Origin of the sequence: Holdemania sp. Marseille-P2844, assembly GCF_900120005.1 — a bacterium.
Lineage (GTDB): Bacteria > Bacillota_I > Bacilli_A > Erysipelotrichales > Erysipelotrichaceae > Holdemania.
The window spans coordinates 286,150-303,645 of the sequence record NZ_LT635448.1; the positions used below are offsets into that span (position 1 = coordinate 286,150).

A 17,496-nucleotide genomic window follows, 5' to 3' on the forward strand; every position below is an offset into this window, starting at 1 on the left:
CCCATAATGTTTGTTTATAATACAAGCATACAAGGAAGGAGGTATCCAGACGAATAATCAGCTGAGAAAGCATAAAAAATAAGTTCCCTTTTCATAAAATAATTTTCCCCCCTCTTAAACTATAAAAACAAATTGGAAGGCCGGCTTCCCCTCCGGCCTTTCGAAAGCACCTGCCGCTCCCCTCGGCAGGTTTTTTCTGTTTTTCTTTTAAAAGTAAATTTGATGGAAAGTCCAGTCAGGAAAAGCTTGAAAATTTCCCCAATCTGGCAGAAACTAAAGTTAATCCAGAACGAAGTGTGGATATCGAAGAATTCGGAGGAAATGTCTATGGAAATCAAGCACATACAAGATCATCTGATGAGTGTAGAAGAAGGATATGTCCGTTGTTTTCTGATTGAAGGAGAAACAGGAGCGCTGGTGATCGACGGCGGGGTGGAAACAGGTCTGCGAAAATTTGTGGAAAAGCAGACATCTCAGAAGCTGACGTTTCTGTTGACGCACAGTGATCCTGATCACACGGCGGCCTGCGGCGAGTTTGAAGAAATCCTGCTTCATCCTGCCGAAATGGCCCGGCTGGCGCGGAAACAGAAAATTCAGAACCGGTTTGCCGCCGTACAGGAGGGGGATTCGCTTGATTTTGAGCCGTATCATTTTGAGGTCGTGCTGATTCCTGGCCATACGCCCGGCAGCATCGCCTTGTGGGAAAAAGAAAAACGGTTTTTGATCAGCGGCGACAGCGTGACGAATGCGACGACGTTTCTGTTTGGCGAGGGCCGGAGTCTGCCGGCGTATTTATGCAGCCTGCGGAAATTGGCGGCCATCGCGGGCCAGCTCGATGTGATCTACGGCTCACATGGACCAGTGGAGGTCCCGCCAACGAGGATCAATGAGTTGATCGCGCTGTGCGAATGGGTGGAACGCGGTGAGATTCACGGGGTGCCGGCCGAGCGTTTTGCGGGCGATATTCAGGAATATCGTCATCAGGGCGCGGCAATTTATTATCCAGCTTCAATTCAAGAATAGAAAAAGACGGCTGTCTTTCTGAGATTTCGGCGGCGATTGCCGGAAAGGCCAGAGAGAGACCGTCTTTTTTTGTCTTGTCGGACTAATCCAGCTTACTTTCGCCATTTGTCAGCTGGTAGCGGATTTGTGAGCGGTCGAAGTCCGGAATCTCATCGCTGAGGATCACGGCCTGATCCAGCCGGGAGAATTTCACCGGATAGAGCTTATTGAACTTGGAGCCGTCTGCCAGAACGAACGTCGAGCTGGAATGGGCGATGACTTTCGCCTTGACGTCCGCCTCCTGTTCATTGGTCGTCGTGAAGCCGACCTTCTCATGGATGCCGTTAACACCGAGGAACGCGATGTCAAAAAACAGATCGTCCAGCTGGCGCAGCGTGAGATTGCCGGTCACCGCTTCGGTCGTCCAGCGGATCGTGCCGCCCAATAAGATCGTGTGCGTCAAGCTGCGCTTGAGCTTCGCGATATGCGGCAAACCGATCGTGACGACCGTGATGTTTTTCGCGCGCACATAATTCAACATTTCATAGGTGGAACTGCCGGCGTCGACGTAGATCATCTGATTGTCTTTAATCATGCTTGCGGCCAGACGCGCGACCTGATTCTTGCTTGAAATATTGGTTTCGGATTTGATCAGCATCGGCGGTTCTTCGGACTGGCCGTCGTTGAGCCGGACGCCGCCATGATACCGGCTGACCATGTTGAGATCCTCCATCTGCTGCAGATCACGGCGCACCGTCGCCTCGGAAACACGCAGCAGCGAAACCAGCTCACCGACGCTGATCGCGGTGTTTTCGCGGCACAGGTCGATGATGGCCGCCCAGCGTTGTTGTTTTATCATCGTTTTCGCCTCCGGAATCATTATAACATTCATTCGTGTTCCATGATCAAATTTGATCGAAATAATTCATGATTCAATCAAAAATAATGATTGATTCTGCAAATGGCAGTGATTGTTTTCAAAAACGATCAAAATATGCTTGAAATCAGCGCTGATATCGCTTACATTGAAAACGCAGGGAGGTATACTACGATGATTATTACACTCACGCTGAATCCTTCGATCGACTACACGCTGACGGTGAACGAACCGCTGCTGGACATCGAGGTGAACCGCACGACTGGTGAACAGCTGAAGGTTGGCGGCAAGGGTTTGAATGTTTCGATGATGCTGGATAAGCTGCAAATCCCGTCGCGGGCAATCGCGCTGCTCGGCGGCTTCACCGGCGATTATATTGAACAGGCACTGCGGTCGTATCCGCGGATCAATCTGACGCGGGTGCCGGTCGAGGGCATGAACCGGATCAACGTCAAGCTGTATCATGGGCCAGGCACGCTGTGCGTCAACGCCCGCGGGCCGGAAGCCGGAGCTTCTGTCCGGCAGACGCTCTTAGACTTGCTGGAAGCGGCAGGACCGGACGACTGGGTGCTGGTGTGCGGCAATATGATGCGCGGGTTGGATGCGGATTTTCTGACTGGGCTGTGCGCGAAAGTGCATCAGCGGCAGGCCAGACTGGTCATCGACATGGAAGCGTTGTCCCCCCAGTTAATCCAACGGTGCCGGCCGGATTTGATCAAACCCAACTTCTACGAGTTCAAACTGCTGACCGGACAGCCTGACCTGACGCTTGACGAACTGCCGCAAGCGGCCGCGAAGCTGCGCGAAAGCGGCGTCGGCAACATTCTTGTTTCGTTGGGGGCAGAGGGCGCTCTGTTGGCAGCCTCTGACGGGATTTACCGACTGAGCCAGGAGCCTGTCGCGGCGATCAATCAGGTCGGTTCCGGCGACGCGATGCTGGCGGCGTTTGTCGGCCGGTTATCCGAAGGTCGGTCCAAAGCGGAAGCACTGGCCTGGGCCGGGGCGGCAGGAAGCAGCGTCGCGATGACCCATGATGAAGTGAGCGCCGGCCAGATCGCTCAAGGACTTCACCGCATGCACGTTCACAAGCTCTAATCCAGCTGCCGGCCATCGAACCGATGGAATCCGAAGAAAAAAGAGGAGAGAAAAACCATGGCAAAAAAATTGAATTACGCCGACATGGCCGCCGCGATCATTACGCAGCTGGGCACTCAGGAAAACCTCACCAACGTCAATCACTGCGCGACCCGGCTGCGCGTGGTTGTCCGCGATCCATCCAAGGTTGACGCCGCGGCGCTGAAGAAGATCGATGGCGTGATGGGCGTCGAGGTCCGCGAGAATCAGGTTCAGGTCATCGTCGGGCAGATCATCGAGGATCTGTTTCTCGAAGTGGAAAAACGCGTCGGGAAGTCCAGCGCTGGGGGAGCGGAGAAGCCGCAGGAAAAGAAGCTTGTCGCAATCTTCTCCAATTTCCTGCAGCTGATGGCGGGGATCATGAGTCCGGTCATTCCGTCCCTGATCGCCGCCGGCTTTCTGACCTGTCTGTTATTGCTTCTGAATCTGGTCTTCGGGCTGGAATCGACCAATTCCACCTATGTCATTCTGAATAACCTGGCACAATCCGTCTTCTACTTCCTGCCGGTCTTCGTCGCTTACACCTCCGCAAAGAAATTTGACACGGAACCGGTGCTGGCGATGCTGCTGGCGTGCTGGCTGCTGTACCCGGATTGGGTCGCCATGGCGGCAGCCGGCGGCTATACGAGCTATTTCGGCATCCCGGCGCTGTTGACAACGTATAACGGCGCGGTCCTGCAGATCATTCTGTCGGTTTGGGTGATGTCCAAAATCGACCAGCTGCTGAAAAAAGCGCTGCCGCTGTCAGTCCGACATTTCTTAAAGCCGTTCCTGCTGATTCTGATCACGTCAATCATCACGCTGACGCTGACCGGTCCGTTAGGCGGGTTAGTCACGAATTATATCGCGATGTTCATCGCCTGGATCCGCAATTATGCCAGCTGGGCGGCGGTGCCGGCGATCATCATCTTTGCCAGCACGATCGGTCTGTTATGCCCGGGCTTCCATCTGGCGCTGATTCCGATCGCGACGACCAGTCTGGCCACAGTCGGCTACGACGATTTCATCAATATCTGGTTCTTCTGCTGCACGATCACGCCGGGCTTCATCGCGCTGGCCGTGGCGTTAAAAACCAAGAACCGCCGGTTAAAGGAAATTGCGTTCCCGGCTTCGATCTCAGCACTGTTCGGCGGCATTTCCGAGCCAACGACCTATGGTATCTCCTATAAAATGCCGAAGGTTTACTTCTGCAGCATTGCGACTTCGCTGATCACCGGGCTGTACGCGGGCATCGTGCATCTGAAATGCTTTGGCTTCGGCGGCTATTCACTGACGAATATCCTGCTTTATCTGGGCGAAAACGGCGATACGACAAACTTCATTAAAGCGTTAATCGGCGTCGGCATCATGGCGGTCTGCTCGTTTGTCTTCGTGTTGATGACAAAGTGGGACGACAGCGTCTATAACGAGGAAGCGGACGAAACTGAAAACGCAGCAGTGGCTCTGACGTCCGTCGAGCTGTCCGCACCGGCACAGGGCGCGTATATCGCGCAGGAAAACATTGCCGATCCGGTCTTCGCGGCCGGTACGCTCGGCGCCTGCTTCGGCATCCGCCCGGAAACTGACGATGTTTTCGCACCGGTGGACGGCGTGATCAATTCCATCGCTCCGACCCGGCACGCCATCACGATCAAGGCGGCCGGCGGGGCCGAGGTGATGGTGCATATCGGCATCGACTCGATGAAGTTGGAAGAGCATGAAATTGAAACACTTGTGCAGATCGGCCAGACCGTCAAACGGCATCAGCCGATCGCCAGGATCGACCGTGAAGCCTTCGCAGCGAAACAAATGGACGATTCGATTATCGTCATTCTGTTAAACAGCGCGGCTTACGCTCAGGTTCATGCCGATGATCAGCAGCAGCAGCTGATCGCCGCGGCATAGAGAAACGGAGGAATCGGAATGCGGAAATATGCGAAACAGCTGTTGGATCAAATCCACGCGAAGGAACATGTTGAAACCGTAGACGGCGTTCCTGTCTTGATGAAACCGGTGCCGGACGACGACCGGGCGCATGTGCTGGATCCGCGGCTGCTGGAAGTGATCCGGATGAAACGGAAAATGTTTGCCCGGCGGGCACAGAAGGGTTACCGGCTTTCACAGGAGCGTTATCGTCCGGATAAAGTGACTGAGGATCTGTGTACTGTGGAAATCGACGTGGATGAGCGGCTGATTGATATCGGTCACGATCATAAAATTGACATTTACCTCTATCGGCGTCAATCCGATCAAGGCTGCCTGCCAGTGCTAGTCTATCTCCATGGCGGCGGCATGACGGCCGGGGATATGCGGCTGTTTGCCAATCAGATGCGGTTGATCGCTGAACTGGCTCATGCCGTGGTGGTGTTTCCGGAATACCGGCTGGCCCCGGAATGTCCGTATCCCGCGTCGATTGACGACGCCTGGGGAACGGTGCAGTGGGTTGCAGAACATGCCGACGAGCTGAACGTCGATCTGAACCGCCTGATGGTGGCCGGCGACAGTGCGGGCGGCGCGCTGACAAACGCTTGTTTATTAAAGGATGAGAATGGTCTGATCAAAAAAGCATTTGAAATCTATCCGGCCGTGGACAGCACGGATTACCGCAGTCAAACGCGGTATCTCTGGTCCTATGACGCGTATCCGATTCTTGAAGAACAGCGGGAAGAAGCCTTCAGCCGGATCGACCGGATTAAAAACAGCGCCGACGTAAGCGAGGCGGAAAGTCTGTATCTGCAGGGAAAGACCAGCTATGAGAATCCGCTGGTTTCCGTAATTTACGCCCCGGCGGAAAGAATGGCGCAATTCCCGCCGATGGTGATCGTCAGCGCGGAATATGATTACCTGCGTGTTGGCAGCGATTATTTTGCCAGCCTGCTGCAGGAGGTGGGCGTTAACGTGAAGTCGGTGCGTTACTGCGGTTGTGATCATGGCTTCCTCGATCTGCTGGGAACCGTTGTGCAGGCGGAGGATCTCTGCGGTTTGATCGCTGAAGAAATCCGCGCGATGAACGGATAAACGATCAGGGAGACGGCCGAACCCGTCTCCTTTTTCCTCCATTTCGGCCCAGTTCAGGTTTTCTTTGTGATTGGTGCAGTTTAGGCGTGCGCCGGTCTGGGACGTGTGCGATAATGAGGGCAGAGAAGCGAGTCAGAAAAGTGTATCGTTCAAACCAGCCATCCGGGAGTGGATGGGGGAGGAGTGAAATTCATGTTGGTAACGATGAAAGAAATTCTCGACAAGGCCAGCGCCGGCAATTACGCGGTGGCGGCCCCGAATCTGTGGACGGAGCTGGACGCCCGGGCGGTGATCGACGCGGCGGAAGAGCTGCGGGCGCCGTTAATCCTGGATATCGCCTATCCGGCCAATCCGGATCTGTTTCTGCTTTGTCAGATCGCGCGGTATTTCGCTCAGCGCTCAGCCATTCCGGTCGCGATTAACCTCGATCACGGCGGCGCGAAGAAAGAAGTGCTGGAAGCGTTCAGAGCCGGATTTACGTCCGTCATGATCGACCGGTCGGCGTGCCCGTTTGACCAGAATGTGCGGGAGGTCAGGGAAATTGTCGAGCTGGCGCATGCGCTGAATATTTCCGTGGAAGCCGAACTGGGCCATGTCGGCATGGCGGATCAATATGAAACCGACGGCGGCGCAGCGCTGACGGATCCGGAAACTGCGGCGGAATTCATCCGGTTGACCGGCGTGGATTGTCTGGCGGTGGCTGTCGGCACAGCGCACGGCGATTATCCCAAGGGCATGAAGCCGAAGCTGGATTTTGAACGGCTCGCGGCGATCAAGGAAAAGACCGGTCATTTCCCATTGGTGATGCACGGTTCCTCCGGCACCGATAATGAAACGCTGCGGAAGGCCTGCCGGATGGGGATTAATAAAGTGAATATCGCCAACGATCTATGTCAGGCCGCGGCCAAGGCGGCGAAAACCGCCGATCTTGAAGGCAATCATGCCTATGATCTCAGCGCGGTGATCTATGAAGCAGCCAAGACGAAGATGATGGAGATGATCGGAGTCTATGGTTCCGCTGGGAAAGCGGGTTAAAATATTTCATTCGCTTTAGAAGAATATAAAATAAAATCCACAGAGCTTGGGAGTACGGCTCATGTGGATTTTATTTTTATGGTCAGGAGTAACCCGGTATTCGTCTTTTTATAATGTTTTTCTGAATTCTTTAACGATATCCATGAATTCTTTAACCCGCTGTTCATCAACCGCGTTTTCGAAAATACCGTCAATTTTGAAGGTTGTCGCGCAGACCGCACCGTCAGCGACGGATAACTGCCGTGTGATATTATCTTTATTGCAGCCTGTATTGCAAAGAATTGGCGTACGCTTCACTGAGTTTTTGACAACAGAGAGAACCTGCGTATCGGTTTCGCTGCCGGCAGTCAAGCCGGAAACACATAAGGCGTCAGGACGATTGTTAAATTCCGTGGATTTCGCGATTTCCGCGATATTTCTATCTGCCAGATATTTTGCGGCTTCCGGGACAATGTTGAATAACATTTTAACGTCCTGTGCGCCGATTGCCATTTTGTGACGTACCGTTTTCCCAACGTTTGTATTCCATAAGCCAAAATCAGAGGCATAAACGCCGGAAATGATTTCACGGATAAATTTGGCGTCAACCGCAACCGCCAGGTCTAAGGAAGCAATAGGATCCCAAAGGCAGTTCACGCCATAAGGAACGGTAATTTCTTTCTTTAATTCACCGATAACATGAGCCATGGCCGCGATCGTTACCGGCTCAACTTTCGTCAGATAGGGCAGCGAAAATTCATTGGAAAACATGATGGCATCGACGCCGCCGTTCTGCAAAGCGTGAAGGTCTCTTCTGGCGCAGTCCAGAACCTTAGCCATTCCCCCCTGCTTATCGTAATAAGGGTCTCCAGGAAGCGGCTGCAGGTGGCACATCGCGATGATCGGTTTTTTTACACCAAATAATTCTTCTAGCCAGTTGTTCATAATTAATCAATCCTCCTTGAACAACCCCATTATAGTGCAACCAATTTTATGTTTCTAGTGATCAATAATGATCAATCATATAACGAATTAATTGTTCATAAATCATAAAATTTGTCTATAAACGAAAAAAAATAGGAAAAATAATAGAAAACATTCATAAAAAATCAATCATAAGTGTTATAATGGAAGCGGAGGAACAGAAGATGAAAAAATATTCAATGAAACAACGGATTGTTACTATGGTAAACGCGGCGATTTTTTTAGGCTTTCTGGGATTAACGCTTTCAATGTTTTTTGAATCAAAGAAAACAGGACTGGATTGGGCAATGCTGCTGATCTGTCTCGGTATCTTTGCGTGCGCGCTCTATTATGAGTATTTAAAGTATTTATATAACGATGCTCTGTATACTTTAAACTTTTTACTAAATCCGCAATCCGCAGAGGAGAAATATAAAAATTTATGCAAACTCGATATCACCCATAATTATGAAAAAAATACAGGGATTTTTGAGGTAATGATTTCAATCGAGAAAAACGACCCTGTTAAAGCACTGGAATTGATTAAAAAAAATGAAAAGAGATTTAGAAGCAATGTTGAATTGTTAATCATTATGTATTATTATCAAATCAGAGCTTATCTGTTGTTGGGAAATGCTAAAAAAGTAAATGAAGTTTACAGCGACGCTCAGGTAATTCGGAAAATGAAAAAAAGACCGAATATCATCAATTATCATGAGTTGGACGGATTGCATGAACTGGCATTGGGAAATAAAAAGAAAGCCTGCGACTATTTCAAACAGGTGGACGGTTCAAAAATGAATCCCAAGGAAATCCTCTTTATTTACAGTCAGTTGGCAGAACTCACCGCAGGTGAGGAACGTGCGGAGTATCAGCGCAGAATAGCGCAATTAAAAGGAGTTGCAAATCCATGAAAGTAAGCAAAGCGATAGTCAATGACCGGCGGGTTAAAATTATGCGTCTGATTGAGGAAAAACGTTCAGTCAGCGTGGATGAGCTTGTCGAAAAATATCATGTTTCTCCAATCACGATTCGCCGCGATCTCCAGTATTGGGAAGACAAGGGAGCGATTATCCGGAATTATGGAGGAGCATCGTTAATCCAGGAATTTGTTGAAGATGAAGAATATGAAAGAACGACCTTTCAAAAAGCAATCGCCAAGAGGGCAGCTTTATATATTGAGGAAGACGACGTTATCTTTATTAATTCCAGTACAACAGCTTTAATGATCGTCGATTATATTAAGGACAAACACGTAACGATTATTACCAATAATGCCAGAGCGATTAATTATACGCCGGATCCCAAGGTTCTCATCATATTCACCGGCGGGGAGGTGCGCTTCCCTAAAAATTCAATGACTGGAGATTTTGCGGTGGCGGCCCTGAATAATATTACGGCGACCAAGTGTTTTGTAGGCTGCAGCGGTTTGACTGAGAATGGAATCTCAACAGGTTTAATGAAAGAGATGTTAATCAATCAGACCATGATCAAGCGGACAAGCGGCCAACGCTTCGTTTTATGCGACAGTACGAAGATCGGCGTCAGTTATTCATTCTTCTATTCCAGTTTGAAAGGCTTTGATTATCTGATAACGGATGTGAAAGCAGATGACGAAGTGATCGAAAAAGTAAAAGAGAATACCGGAATTAACGTCATCAAAGTGGAACCGCTAAAAGGCGGATGGAAAATATAAAATTGAGCTGTATGAAAAATGAGCGCGGTGTCGGTAAGCGGCAGCCTGATCTCCATGAAAAGCTCATTTTCAATACAGAAAGTCTCAGAATAGAAAAAGAAACAAAACCGGATCTCCATAATGAAAAAGCAATGAAATCTTTGAGTGGATTTCATTGCTTTTTTCGATTATGACCAGATTTCTTTGATTTTTTCTTTCATTCGGCGAGCTTCTTTAGCTGGATCCGCAGCTTTGCGGATTGCCCGTCCAAAGATGAAACAGGATACCGGGATCCCTCGGAATTTCTCCAGATCGTCATAGCCGATACTGCCGGTAGCCGCAACGTCGATACCCATGTCGCATAATTTTTTTAAAGTGGCGATTTCTTCTTCATCCCAACCGCCGGGTTTATCGCCGGAATGCTGCAGCGTCAGCTGGGAGATGCCTAATTCTTTCCACAGTTTAACGTCCTCAAAGCTCCAATGGCCATACAATTCGATTTGCAGCTTTGTGTTTAATCCGCGCTTTTTCGCTTCTGCCTGAACAGAAGTAATCGTGCCTGGCTCGCAGGCGCATAAAATCGTCGTGAAATCCGGCCGGCCATCCAAAAGCATTCCGCCAATTTTGCTTCCAGCATCCACAATTTTCAGATCGGCAAGCAAAGGCTTGTTCGGGTACATCTCCCGGAAAATTTTTACGACGCGGGCACCTTCCGCAGCGATCAGGGAATAACCACATTCCAGAATATCAACTTCGTCGACAACACCGGTCTGGCAATCGCGGATCGCTTCTTCGGTGCTGGAACAGTCTAAAGCAAGCTGCACTGTAGGGATTTTCATTCTTTGTTCTCCTCCTTTATTTTATTTCTTAAAAAACGTTGAATACTTGGAAGCTGGCGAATAAAACCAAGTTCTTCTTCACACCAGACTTCTGCTGTAAAAGTCCCTTGGAAATCAGTATTTTTAAAGTGTCTCAGGACGCTGTTGAAATCGACTAATCCCGTTCCATAGGGAATATTGTGTTCGTCTTTTGAAATAGCGTCCTTGAGATGACAGGCCACAATTTCACCCTGACCGCCGGCGAGGTCGCTCACGACGTCGAATCCGTTATAAGCGACATTTCCAGTATCGGCATAAAGCTTAAACTGAGGATGATTCACCTTCCTGACAAACGCCGCGCATTGAGTAATTGTGGAAAAATGAGGCACATCTTCCAGGACCTCCATGGCCAGCGTGACCGGATAAGCCTGAATCAATTCCAGAATTTCAAATAATGAGGAAGCAAAACGGATTCTGGTGTCCGCGGTGCTTTCTTTTTGATAGACGTCATAAGGCGCTAACTGAATGATCGGAATCTTTAATTTTGCAGCGAGGATGATCGCTTTTTTTACAATTTCAATGCCCGCGTCAAAGCGCTTTGGATCGCCTAAGGGATAGAAGCGGTTGGCGCTGAGTGCCATTGTCCTAAACGGCATCTCAAAATGATCGGCAAGTTTTCTCAATTCCGCGATCATCTCATCCGTCCAATCCAGTCGTTTGATTCTTGGATCTTTGCCGTCGATGCTCAGTTCGATATAATCAAAACCGGCCTTTTTGGCAATGACGAATTTATCGCGCCAGGATAGAGCCAGGGGGATTCCTTTTTCATAAATTCCAAGAGGAATGCGTTCTAAATCTGTCATGACAAAAGAAGGAACAACCCGAAAGTTGTTCCTGACAAAGTTTAGAGGAAACTTGGGAATGGCAGATTTATATCGTGTGTAAAGATATCGTCAAACCCTCTTGGATAGTTATATGAAATCTTATCTTTATCATCCGGATAAACGAATTTTCCGCCAACTTCCCAAATAAACGGCTTGAATTTATATTGCAGGCGATTCTTCCGCATATACCACAGAACGAGAATTTCGTTGGTATCCGCTTTGAAATTTGTCCACAAATCATGATGGTAAGGAATCATGACTTTCGTATTCAAGTCTTCGCCCATTCTTAAAATATCGCTGGCCGTCATCTTATCAGTAATTCCGCGAGGATTTTCGCCGAAAGAACCGAAAGCAACGTCGATGTCAAATTGATTTCCGTGCTTGGCATACATATTGCCGAAGTGGGAATCGCCGCTGTGGTAAATTGTTCCGCCCGGCGTTTTTACGACATAGCTGACTGCGCGATCATCCATGTCGTCACAGGGCAGTCCCTTGATGTCGCCATGCGGCGGAGCGGTAATTAAAATCGTCCGGTCAACGGATTCAACGGCAGTAACTTCAATGTCTTTAATTTTGATGACGTCGCCTGGACGGACGGTAATCAGCCTTTCTTCCGGCACGCCCCAGCTGCGCCATAAATCCGTGGCAAATTTGGAACCGATGAATGGGACATCCCGTTCTTCACCGTTGATGATTGTTTTCTTCTTGACGTTGTTTAAAACCGCGGCGGCAAGATTGATGTCGATATGATCGGTATGGGTATGGGAAGCGAAAACAGCGTCGATTTCAGTAACCGCAAACGGATCAAGAACGGCTGGAACGGCCCGCAGGTTTGGCTGGAGCTGACGGGCTCCGGACATTCTGGCCATCTGATGATCCGGATCCATCATCTTTCGCTTTCCCTGATCATCATAGTGGGAACGTTTTCCTGAACCGCACCAATAATCCATCGCTATATTTGTGTTGTTTTCAGTTTTAATCCATAAACCGGTGCAGCCCAGCCACCACATGGCAAAAGTTCCTTTTTTTACTGTGGTTTCGGCAATTTCTTCATTGAGCCAGGTTCCCCATTCCGGGAAGGTGCCGAGGACCCATTTTTCGCGTGTTACGTCGTTTACGTTAGGCATTTTATGACCTCCTTTAATTTATGTTTTCATTATACATGCCAGTTTTTAGGATGAATAGCCTTTTATATGAACGATGTGAACGTTTTAAGAATAAAAATAAGAATGATATAGCAGAATGTGCTTAAAAGAATATAGAATGAAAACAGAATCAAAGGAGGGGATACCATGAAGATTTATCCATCAATAGCCTCTGCCGATCCGTTACGAATCGCAGAGGAGCTTGACAAGATCAGAGGACATCCACGAGTCCATGTGGATATCGAAGACGGTAATTTTCTGCCGAATATCACATTCGGTCAGAAAACGGTCAGAAAACTGATGCAGGATCCGGATTTTGTTTATGATCTGCATCTGTTGACGACACGTCCATACGAATTTCTGCAGCAGATCAGCGACTGTCATTTTTCCCATATCTGTTTTCATTTCGAAGCTTCGGCTTATCCACTTCGGGAAATCAATCTGATCAGAAAAATGGGAGCTAAGCCGGGCATTGCGTTGAATTTTAAAACGGGAATCAGAGAATTAACTCCCTTTTTGTCCCAGATAGAGTATCTTCTGATCATGACTGCGGAGCCGGATGGCGAAGAAGAAAAATTCCAATCAAGCATGCTGGAAAAAGTGAAAGAAGCCCGCGAGTATTTGCCGCATAATGTTGAAATTTGGGCGGATGGAGGAATAAACGAAGGAAATATTTACCAATTAAACGAGGCTGGCGCGGATGCTATGATTATGGGAAGAGCTGTTTGGAATTGTGATAACCCACTTGAAAGTATTCGTCGTTTTGAAAAAATATAGGAGGAAAAACGATGTACGAAAATGAGAAACGGGCCATTTTGGATGCCTGCTTAAAAATGAAGGAATATCATCTGATATCGCTGACTGGAGGCAACGTTTCCATGGCGGTGGACGAAAACCGATATTTAGTAACACCGTCAGGCATGTTGTATGAAAAGATGACGATTGAGGATATTGTTCTGATCGATCATAATTGTCAGGTTATAGAAGGAAAGCGCAAACCTTCTTCCGATGCTTCAGCTTTAATTTATATCTTTGATCATCTGCCGGTAAAAGCGATCATTCATACTCACCAGCCTTATGCCACGGCGATAGGGTTTAATAACGACTCTTTGCCCGCTTGTATGGTAACGTTAATTGACGCGGCGCATGCACGGATTCCCGTTGCGCCGTTTACGCCTTCCTCGAATGTCGGCATGGGGCAGCTGGCTGTGAAATATGCCAATGATGCGACCGCATTGATTATGAAGCATCATGGCGTAATCGCCTATGGCAAAGATCTTGAAGAAGCGCTGTATTCTGCGGTTTATCTTGAGGAAGCGGCGAAGACCTATTGCATGGCGCGGATCATGGGGGCGGTTCCTGAACTTTCTGAAGACGAGATTGCAAAAGAGTCTGCGGGTTGGCTGAACTACGGACAGTAGGAGATAACAATAATCTTGTCAGACTTAAAATAGAACATAAAAATGATTAAATAATCATTAAATGTTATCAAAACTTGGCTGATTATTGGGAATAAAGAGATAAAAATCTTAAATATGAACAATGATTCATATAATTAATTGAAAGCGGTTTCTTGGCGTGTTACACTTTAATCAGCTTAAGCGGGAAAGGAGGGCTTGGAAATTCTTAAGGATATCGTTGATTCAAAGCATTACATTTTTTGCGAAGGTTTTTCCGACTGGACAGAGGCGATCAAGGCAGCGGCAGCTCCGCTGCTTGCCGAGGGGATTATTGAAAACACGTATGTTGACGCCATCATTGAAAATGTTAAAGAATATGGACCGTACATTATAATTGCCCCCGAAGTAGCCATGCCGCATTCAACGTTAGGCGGAGCTGGAGTGCATGATACGTGCATCAGCTTCATGAAAACAGAAAAACCAGTGGTTTTTGATCCAAACGATCCAACTAAAAATGCTCGTTTGTTCTTTACTTTAGCAGCTACCGATAATGAAAAACATATGAGCAATATGGTTGCATTAGCTGAATTTTTACTTAAAGAGGGGGCCATTGAAGACTTATTAAAAGCAAAAAATGCCGATGACTTGATGAAAGCACACTGCAAATATTCTGAATAATTACTAATAAGGAGGGTATTATGGGATTTCTCGAATTGATTTGGGCGTATTTTGTTAACAATTTCTTGACTCAGCCAGCATATTTCATCGGTTTACTGGTCATCATCGGCTACATGTTGATGAAAAAACCTTTCCACGAATCCTGCGCCGGATTTATTAAAGCGGTTGTAGGTTACAAAATTCTGACGGTGGGTTCAGGCGGATTAAGCAGCACCTTCAAGCCGATTATTGCGGCGCTGCAGGATAAGTTTAATCTGAGCGCTATCGTTCTGGATACATATATGGGCCAGGCGGCAGCGCAGTCCGCGTTGGAAGCTGCCGGGAAGTCCTTCTCCCAGGCGATGCTTCTGTTATTGTTTGCCTTTGTCTTTAACTTGCTGCTGGTTAAGTTCCAGAAATATACGAAGATGCGTGCCGTCTTTACGACCGGTCATATTCAGACGCAGCAGGCGACCATCGCTTTCTGGTTTATCTTCACCTGCTTCCCGCAGCTGGGCGACTGGCCGCTGATGTTGATCATGTCGGTTCTGCTGGGACTGTATTGGGCGGTCGGATCAAACTTAACGGTTGAAGTAGCTCAGAATCTGACGGATGGCGCGGGGTTCTGCGTTGCCCATCAACAGATGTTCGGCATTGCGATCTGGTCGGCGATTGGCTATAAGTTCTTCAAGGGAAAAGATGGAAAAGTTAAGCGTCTTGAAGATTACGAACTGCCGGGCTGGCTGTCTATTTTTAATGAAGATATGGTTTCCACAGCTTTACTGATGACGCTCTTCTTTGCGGTAATTCTGCTGGTACTGGGTAAAGATTATCTGGTCAGCGCCGGTATGCTGGGCGAAGGCAAGAGCTTCCTGTTCTATATTCTGGATACCTCACTGGCCTTTGCGGTTTACCTGTCAATCCTGAAACTCGGCGTCAGAACCTTCGTCGGTGAACTGACGGCGTCCTTCCAGGGCATTCAAAGCAAATTGCTGCCGGGCGCTATCGTCGGCGTCGACTGCGCCGCGGGCTATGGCTTCGGTTCTGAAAATGCAGTGACCTTTGGCTTTATGTTCGGTGCGTTAGGTCAGTTCCTGGCTATCATCGGTCTGATTCTCTTTAAATCGCCGGTTCTGGCGATTGCGGGATTCGTCCCTGTCTTCTTCGATAATGCGACGATCGCGATTTATGTCAATGCGAAAGCAGGCGCAAAAGCGGCGATGGTCACAACCTTCTTCTCCGGTATTCTGCAGGTTGTCTGCTCTGTCATTGCGGCGATGGCCTTCACTTATAACGGTATCGGCGTGGTTGAATTCGGCGGATACATGGCAATGTTTGACTGGGCGGTAATCTGGCCGATCTTCACCTTCATCATGAAGTACCTGTCGTATATCGGCGTTGCGATCGTTATTCTGGTACTGGTCATGATTCCTCAGCTGCAGTACAAAAAAGATCCGGAAGGATACTTCCTGTGTGTCAGCGATTATGAAGCTTATAAAGAACACATGAAAAAGAAAGAGGCGGCTGCTTTATGATTAAAATCTTAATTTGCTGCGCGAGCGGATCGGGGACCAGCCAGCTGATGGCGATCACCGCTCAGAAAGCCTGTAAAAGCGCAGGCGTGGAGGCCAATGTCAAGCATTGCCCGATTGCCGAGGGAAAATCATCTGCACGAAACTATGATCTCGTGCTGACCTCTCCGGCTTTCATCAAAATGTTTGATTCTGCCAAAGCTGCGGGCGTCAATGTTTATCCGCTGAAAAATCCGCTTTCTCAAGATGAAATTATTGCTGCTCTGAAAGCGGCGGGATACATTTCTTAAATTCAAAGAAGTAGAAGAGAGCTATCCTGACCGATAGCTCTTCTTTCTTCACGACTGACGGGAGGTAAATAATGAAATTTGAGAAGATTCATTTAGATGACATCACACGCTGTTATTGTGCGAGTTCCATCACGATCGGCAAAGAAGTGTACGCTTTGTTTGCCAGTGAAAATCCGGAAAGCGTATGTTATTCCTATTCCGGCAAAAATTTTGAAAACCGTGAGGTTGTCTGGAATGATCGCGGTGGCTGTATGTCGATCGTTCCATTTCAGACAAGAGAAGGCGAGTTTCTGGCGGTCAACGAATTCTATCTGAAAGTGACTCCAAGCCTGGCAAAAATTGTTCATGGCCGAAAAACAGAAAATGGCTGGGAGATCGAGGATGTCTTCTCACTGCCTTATCTGCATCGGTTTGATCTGTATCATGTCGATGGAATTGATTATCTGATCTGCGCGACGATTGCCAGAAATAAACAGAATAAAGAAGACTGGAGCGAACCGGGGCAGATCTACGTCGGTGTTTTAGGATCGGATTGTTCCCAGGGCGTTGCGTTAACTCTGCTGGTCGACGGATGTTACCGCAATCATGGCTACTGCCGGGGAACTTATGAAGGACGTGTCTGCGGTTATTTTTCCAGCGATCAAGGCGTGCTGCGGGTGATGCCGCCGGATAGTCCTGACGGAGAATGGCGGGTTGAAAAGATTCTTGAGGGTCAGGTTGGCGAGATCGCCTTTGCCGATATCGACGGCGACGGCTTGGAAGAAATGATGACCATTGAACCTTTCCATGGAAATTCCATGAAAATTTATAAATTAAAAGAAGGACGCTATGAATGTGATTTTGTCTATCCGACAGAAGTGGATTTTGCGCATACGCTGGTGGGCGCTCAATTAAATGGAAAACCTTGTTTTGTAGGCGGCGTCCGGCGGGTGAACGCAGAACTCTTTGTCATCCGCTTTCAGAATGGAAATTATGAGGTGACTTTTGTTGAAGACGGCGTTGGTCCGGCAAACGTGGCAGTGATTCATAAAGAGGGGATTGACTATATCCTCTCCGCAAATCATACAAAAAATGAAGCTGCAATCTATAAGGTAGTGGAATAGGAGAA

The 17,496-nt window shown here is 48.3% G+C and carries 18 protein-coding genes; 13 read left to right on the plus strand and 5 right to left on the minus strand.

The window, feature by feature from the left end:
• The first annotated feature begins 327 nt into the window (after positions 1-327).
• Positions 328-1,023: an MBL fold metallo-hydrolase gene (locus tag BQ7364_RS02225; protein WP_072683198.1), complete on the plus strand. Its 696-nt coding sequence runs from the start codon at positions 328-330 to the stop codon at positions 1,021-1,023.
• A gap of 82 nt (positions 1,024-1,105) precedes the next feature.
• Here the strand turns inward: BQ7364_RS02225 and BQ7364_RS02230 are convergent, their stop codons facing one another.
• Complete coding sequence (locus tag BQ7364_RS02230; RefSeq protein WP_072683289.1) at positions 1,106-1,861, minus strand: DeoR/GlpR family DNA-binding transcription regulator; 756 nt, start codon at positions 1,859-1,861, stop codon at positions 1,106-1,108.
• A gap of 192 nt (positions 1,862-2,053) precedes the next feature.
• Between BQ7364_RS02230 and BQ7364_RS02235 the strand changes: the two genes are divergently transcribed.
• From BQ7364_RS02235 to BQ7364_RS02250, 4 genes are all read left to right on the plus strand, one after another.
• Positions 2,054-2,974 (plus strand): 1-phosphofructokinase family hexose kinase, encoded by a 921-nt coding sequence (locus tag BQ7364_RS02235; RefSeq protein WP_072683199.1) that lies wholly within the window; start codon positions 2,054-2,056, stop codon positions 2,972-2,974.
• 57 nt (positions 2,975-3,031) lie between these two features.
• Positions 3,032-4,897: a PTS glucose transporter subunit IIA gene (locus tag BQ7364_RS02240; RefSeq protein ID WP_072683200.1), complete on the plus strand. Its 1,866-nt coding sequence runs from the start codon at positions 3,032-3,034 to the stop codon at positions 4,895-4,897.
• Positions 4,898-4,915: 18 nt separating this feature from the next.
• Positions 4,916-6,010 (plus strand): alpha/beta hydrolase, encoded by a 1,095-nt coding sequence (locus tag BQ7364_RS02245; protein ID WP_072683201.1) that lies wholly within the window; start codon positions 4,916-4,918, stop codon positions 6,008-6,010.
• Positions 6,011-6,202: 192 nt separating this feature from the next.
• The gene (locus BQ7364_RS02250) at positions 6,203-7,045 is read left to right on the plus strand and encodes a class II fructose-bisphosphate aldolase (RefSeq protein ID WP_072683202.1); all 843 of its coding nucleotides are present in this window, start codon (positions 6,203-6,205) and stop codon (positions 7,043-7,045) included.
• A 108-nt stretch (positions 7,046-7,153) separates the two neighbouring features.
• On the opposite strand, the gene BQ7364_RS02255 is transcribed toward BQ7364_RS02250, so the two are convergent.
• The gene (locus BQ7364_RS02255; protein WP_006058203.1) at positions 7,154-7,969 is read right to left on the minus strand and encodes a BtpA/SgcQ family protein; all 816 of its coding nucleotides are present in this window, start codon (positions 7,967-7,969) and stop codon (positions 7,154-7,156) included.
• Between the two features lie 203 nt (positions 7,970-8,172).
• Between BQ7364_RS02255 and BQ7364_RS02260 the strand changes: the two genes are divergently transcribed.
• On the plus strand, positions 8,173-8,901 hold the full coding sequence (locus BQ7364_RS02260) for a hypothetical protein (protein ID WP_139248535.1): 729 nt from the start codon (positions 8,173-8,175) through the stop codon (positions 8,899-8,901).
• Positions 8,898-9,683, plus strand: coding sequence for a DeoR/GlpR family DNA-binding transcription regulator (locus BQ7364_RS02265; protein WP_006058201.1), 786 nt, complete (start codon positions 8,898-8,900; stop codon positions 9,681-9,683). The genes BQ7364_RS02260 and BQ7364_RS02265 overlap by 4 nt, the downstream gene beginning before the upstream one ends.
• Positions 9,684-9,850: 167 nt before the next feature.
• On the opposite strand, the gene BQ7364_RS02275 is transcribed toward BQ7364_RS02265, so the two are convergent.
• From BQ7364_RS02275 to ulaG, 3 genes are read right to left on the minus strand one after another with little or no spacing between them, the layout of a single operon-like run.
• On the minus strand, positions 9,851-10,501 hold the full coding sequence (locus tag BQ7364_RS02275) for an orotidine 5'-phosphate decarboxylase / HUMPS family protein (protein ID WP_006058200.1): 651 nt from the start codon (positions 10,499-10,501) through the stop codon (positions 9,851-9,853).
• Positions 10,498-11,343 (minus strand): L-ribulose-5-phosphate 3-epimerase, encoded by an 846-nt coding sequence (locus BQ7364_RS02280; RefSeq protein WP_072683205.1) that lies wholly within the window; start codon positions 11,341-11,343, stop codon positions 10,498-10,500. The genes BQ7364_RS02275 and BQ7364_RS02280 overlap by 4 nt, the downstream gene beginning before the upstream one ends.
• Before the next feature lie 41 nt (positions 11,344-11,384).
• Positions 11,385-12,491, minus strand: coding sequence for an L-ascorbate 6-phosphate lactonase (ulaG, locus tag BQ7364_RS02285; protein WP_072683206.1), 1,107 nt, complete (start codon positions 12,489-12,491; stop codon positions 11,385-11,387).
• A 165-nt stretch (positions 12,492-12,656) separates the two neighbouring features.
• On the opposite strand from ulaG, the gene BQ7364_RS02290 reads away from it, so the two are divergent.
• The 6 genes from BQ7364_RS02290 to BQ7364_RS02315 all read left to right on the plus strand — a co-directional run bounded on the left by BQ7364_RS02290 (position 12,657) and on the right by BQ7364_RS02315 (position 17,491).
• Complete coding sequence (locus BQ7364_RS02290) at positions 12,657-13,286, plus strand: ribulose-phosphate 3-epimerase (protein WP_072683207.1); 630 nt, start codon at positions 12,657-12,659, stop codon at positions 13,284-13,286.
• An 11-nt stretch (positions 13,287-13,297) separates the two neighbouring features.
• Positions 13,298-13,930 (plus strand): class II aldolase/adducin family protein, encoded by a 633-nt coding sequence (locus BQ7364_RS02295; RefSeq protein WP_072683208.1) that lies wholly within the window; start codon positions 13,298-13,300, stop codon positions 13,928-13,930.
• 195 nt (positions 13,931-14,125) lie between these two features.
• On the plus strand, positions 14,126-14,587 hold the full coding sequence (locus BQ7364_RS02300) for a PTS sugar transporter subunit IIA (protein ID WP_200798745.1): 462 nt from the start codon (positions 14,126-14,128) through the stop codon (positions 14,585-14,587).
• Between the two features lie 20 nt (positions 14,588-14,607).
• Positions 14,608-16,101 carry a PTS ascorbate transporter subunit IIC gene (locus BQ7364_RS02305; protein ID WP_006058194.1) on the plus strand — a complete coding sequence of 498 codons (1,494 nt, stop codon included), beginning with the start codon at positions 14,608-14,610 and terminating at the stop codon, positions 16,099-16,101.
• Positions 16,098-16,388: a PTS sugar transporter subunit IIB gene (locus tag BQ7364_RS02310; protein ID WP_006058193.1), complete on the plus strand. Its 291-nt coding sequence runs from the start codon at positions 16,098-16,100 to the stop codon at positions 16,386-16,388. Before BQ7364_RS02305 ends, BQ7364_RS02310 begins: the two co-directional genes overlap by 4 nt.
• 71 nt (positions 16,389-16,459) lie before the next feature.
• Entirely contained in the window at positions 16,460-17,491 is a 1,032-nt protein-coding gene (locus tag BQ7364_RS02315; protein ID WP_072683209.1) for a hypothetical protein, read from the plus strand.
• Positions 17,492-17,496: the final 5 nt, after the last annotated feature.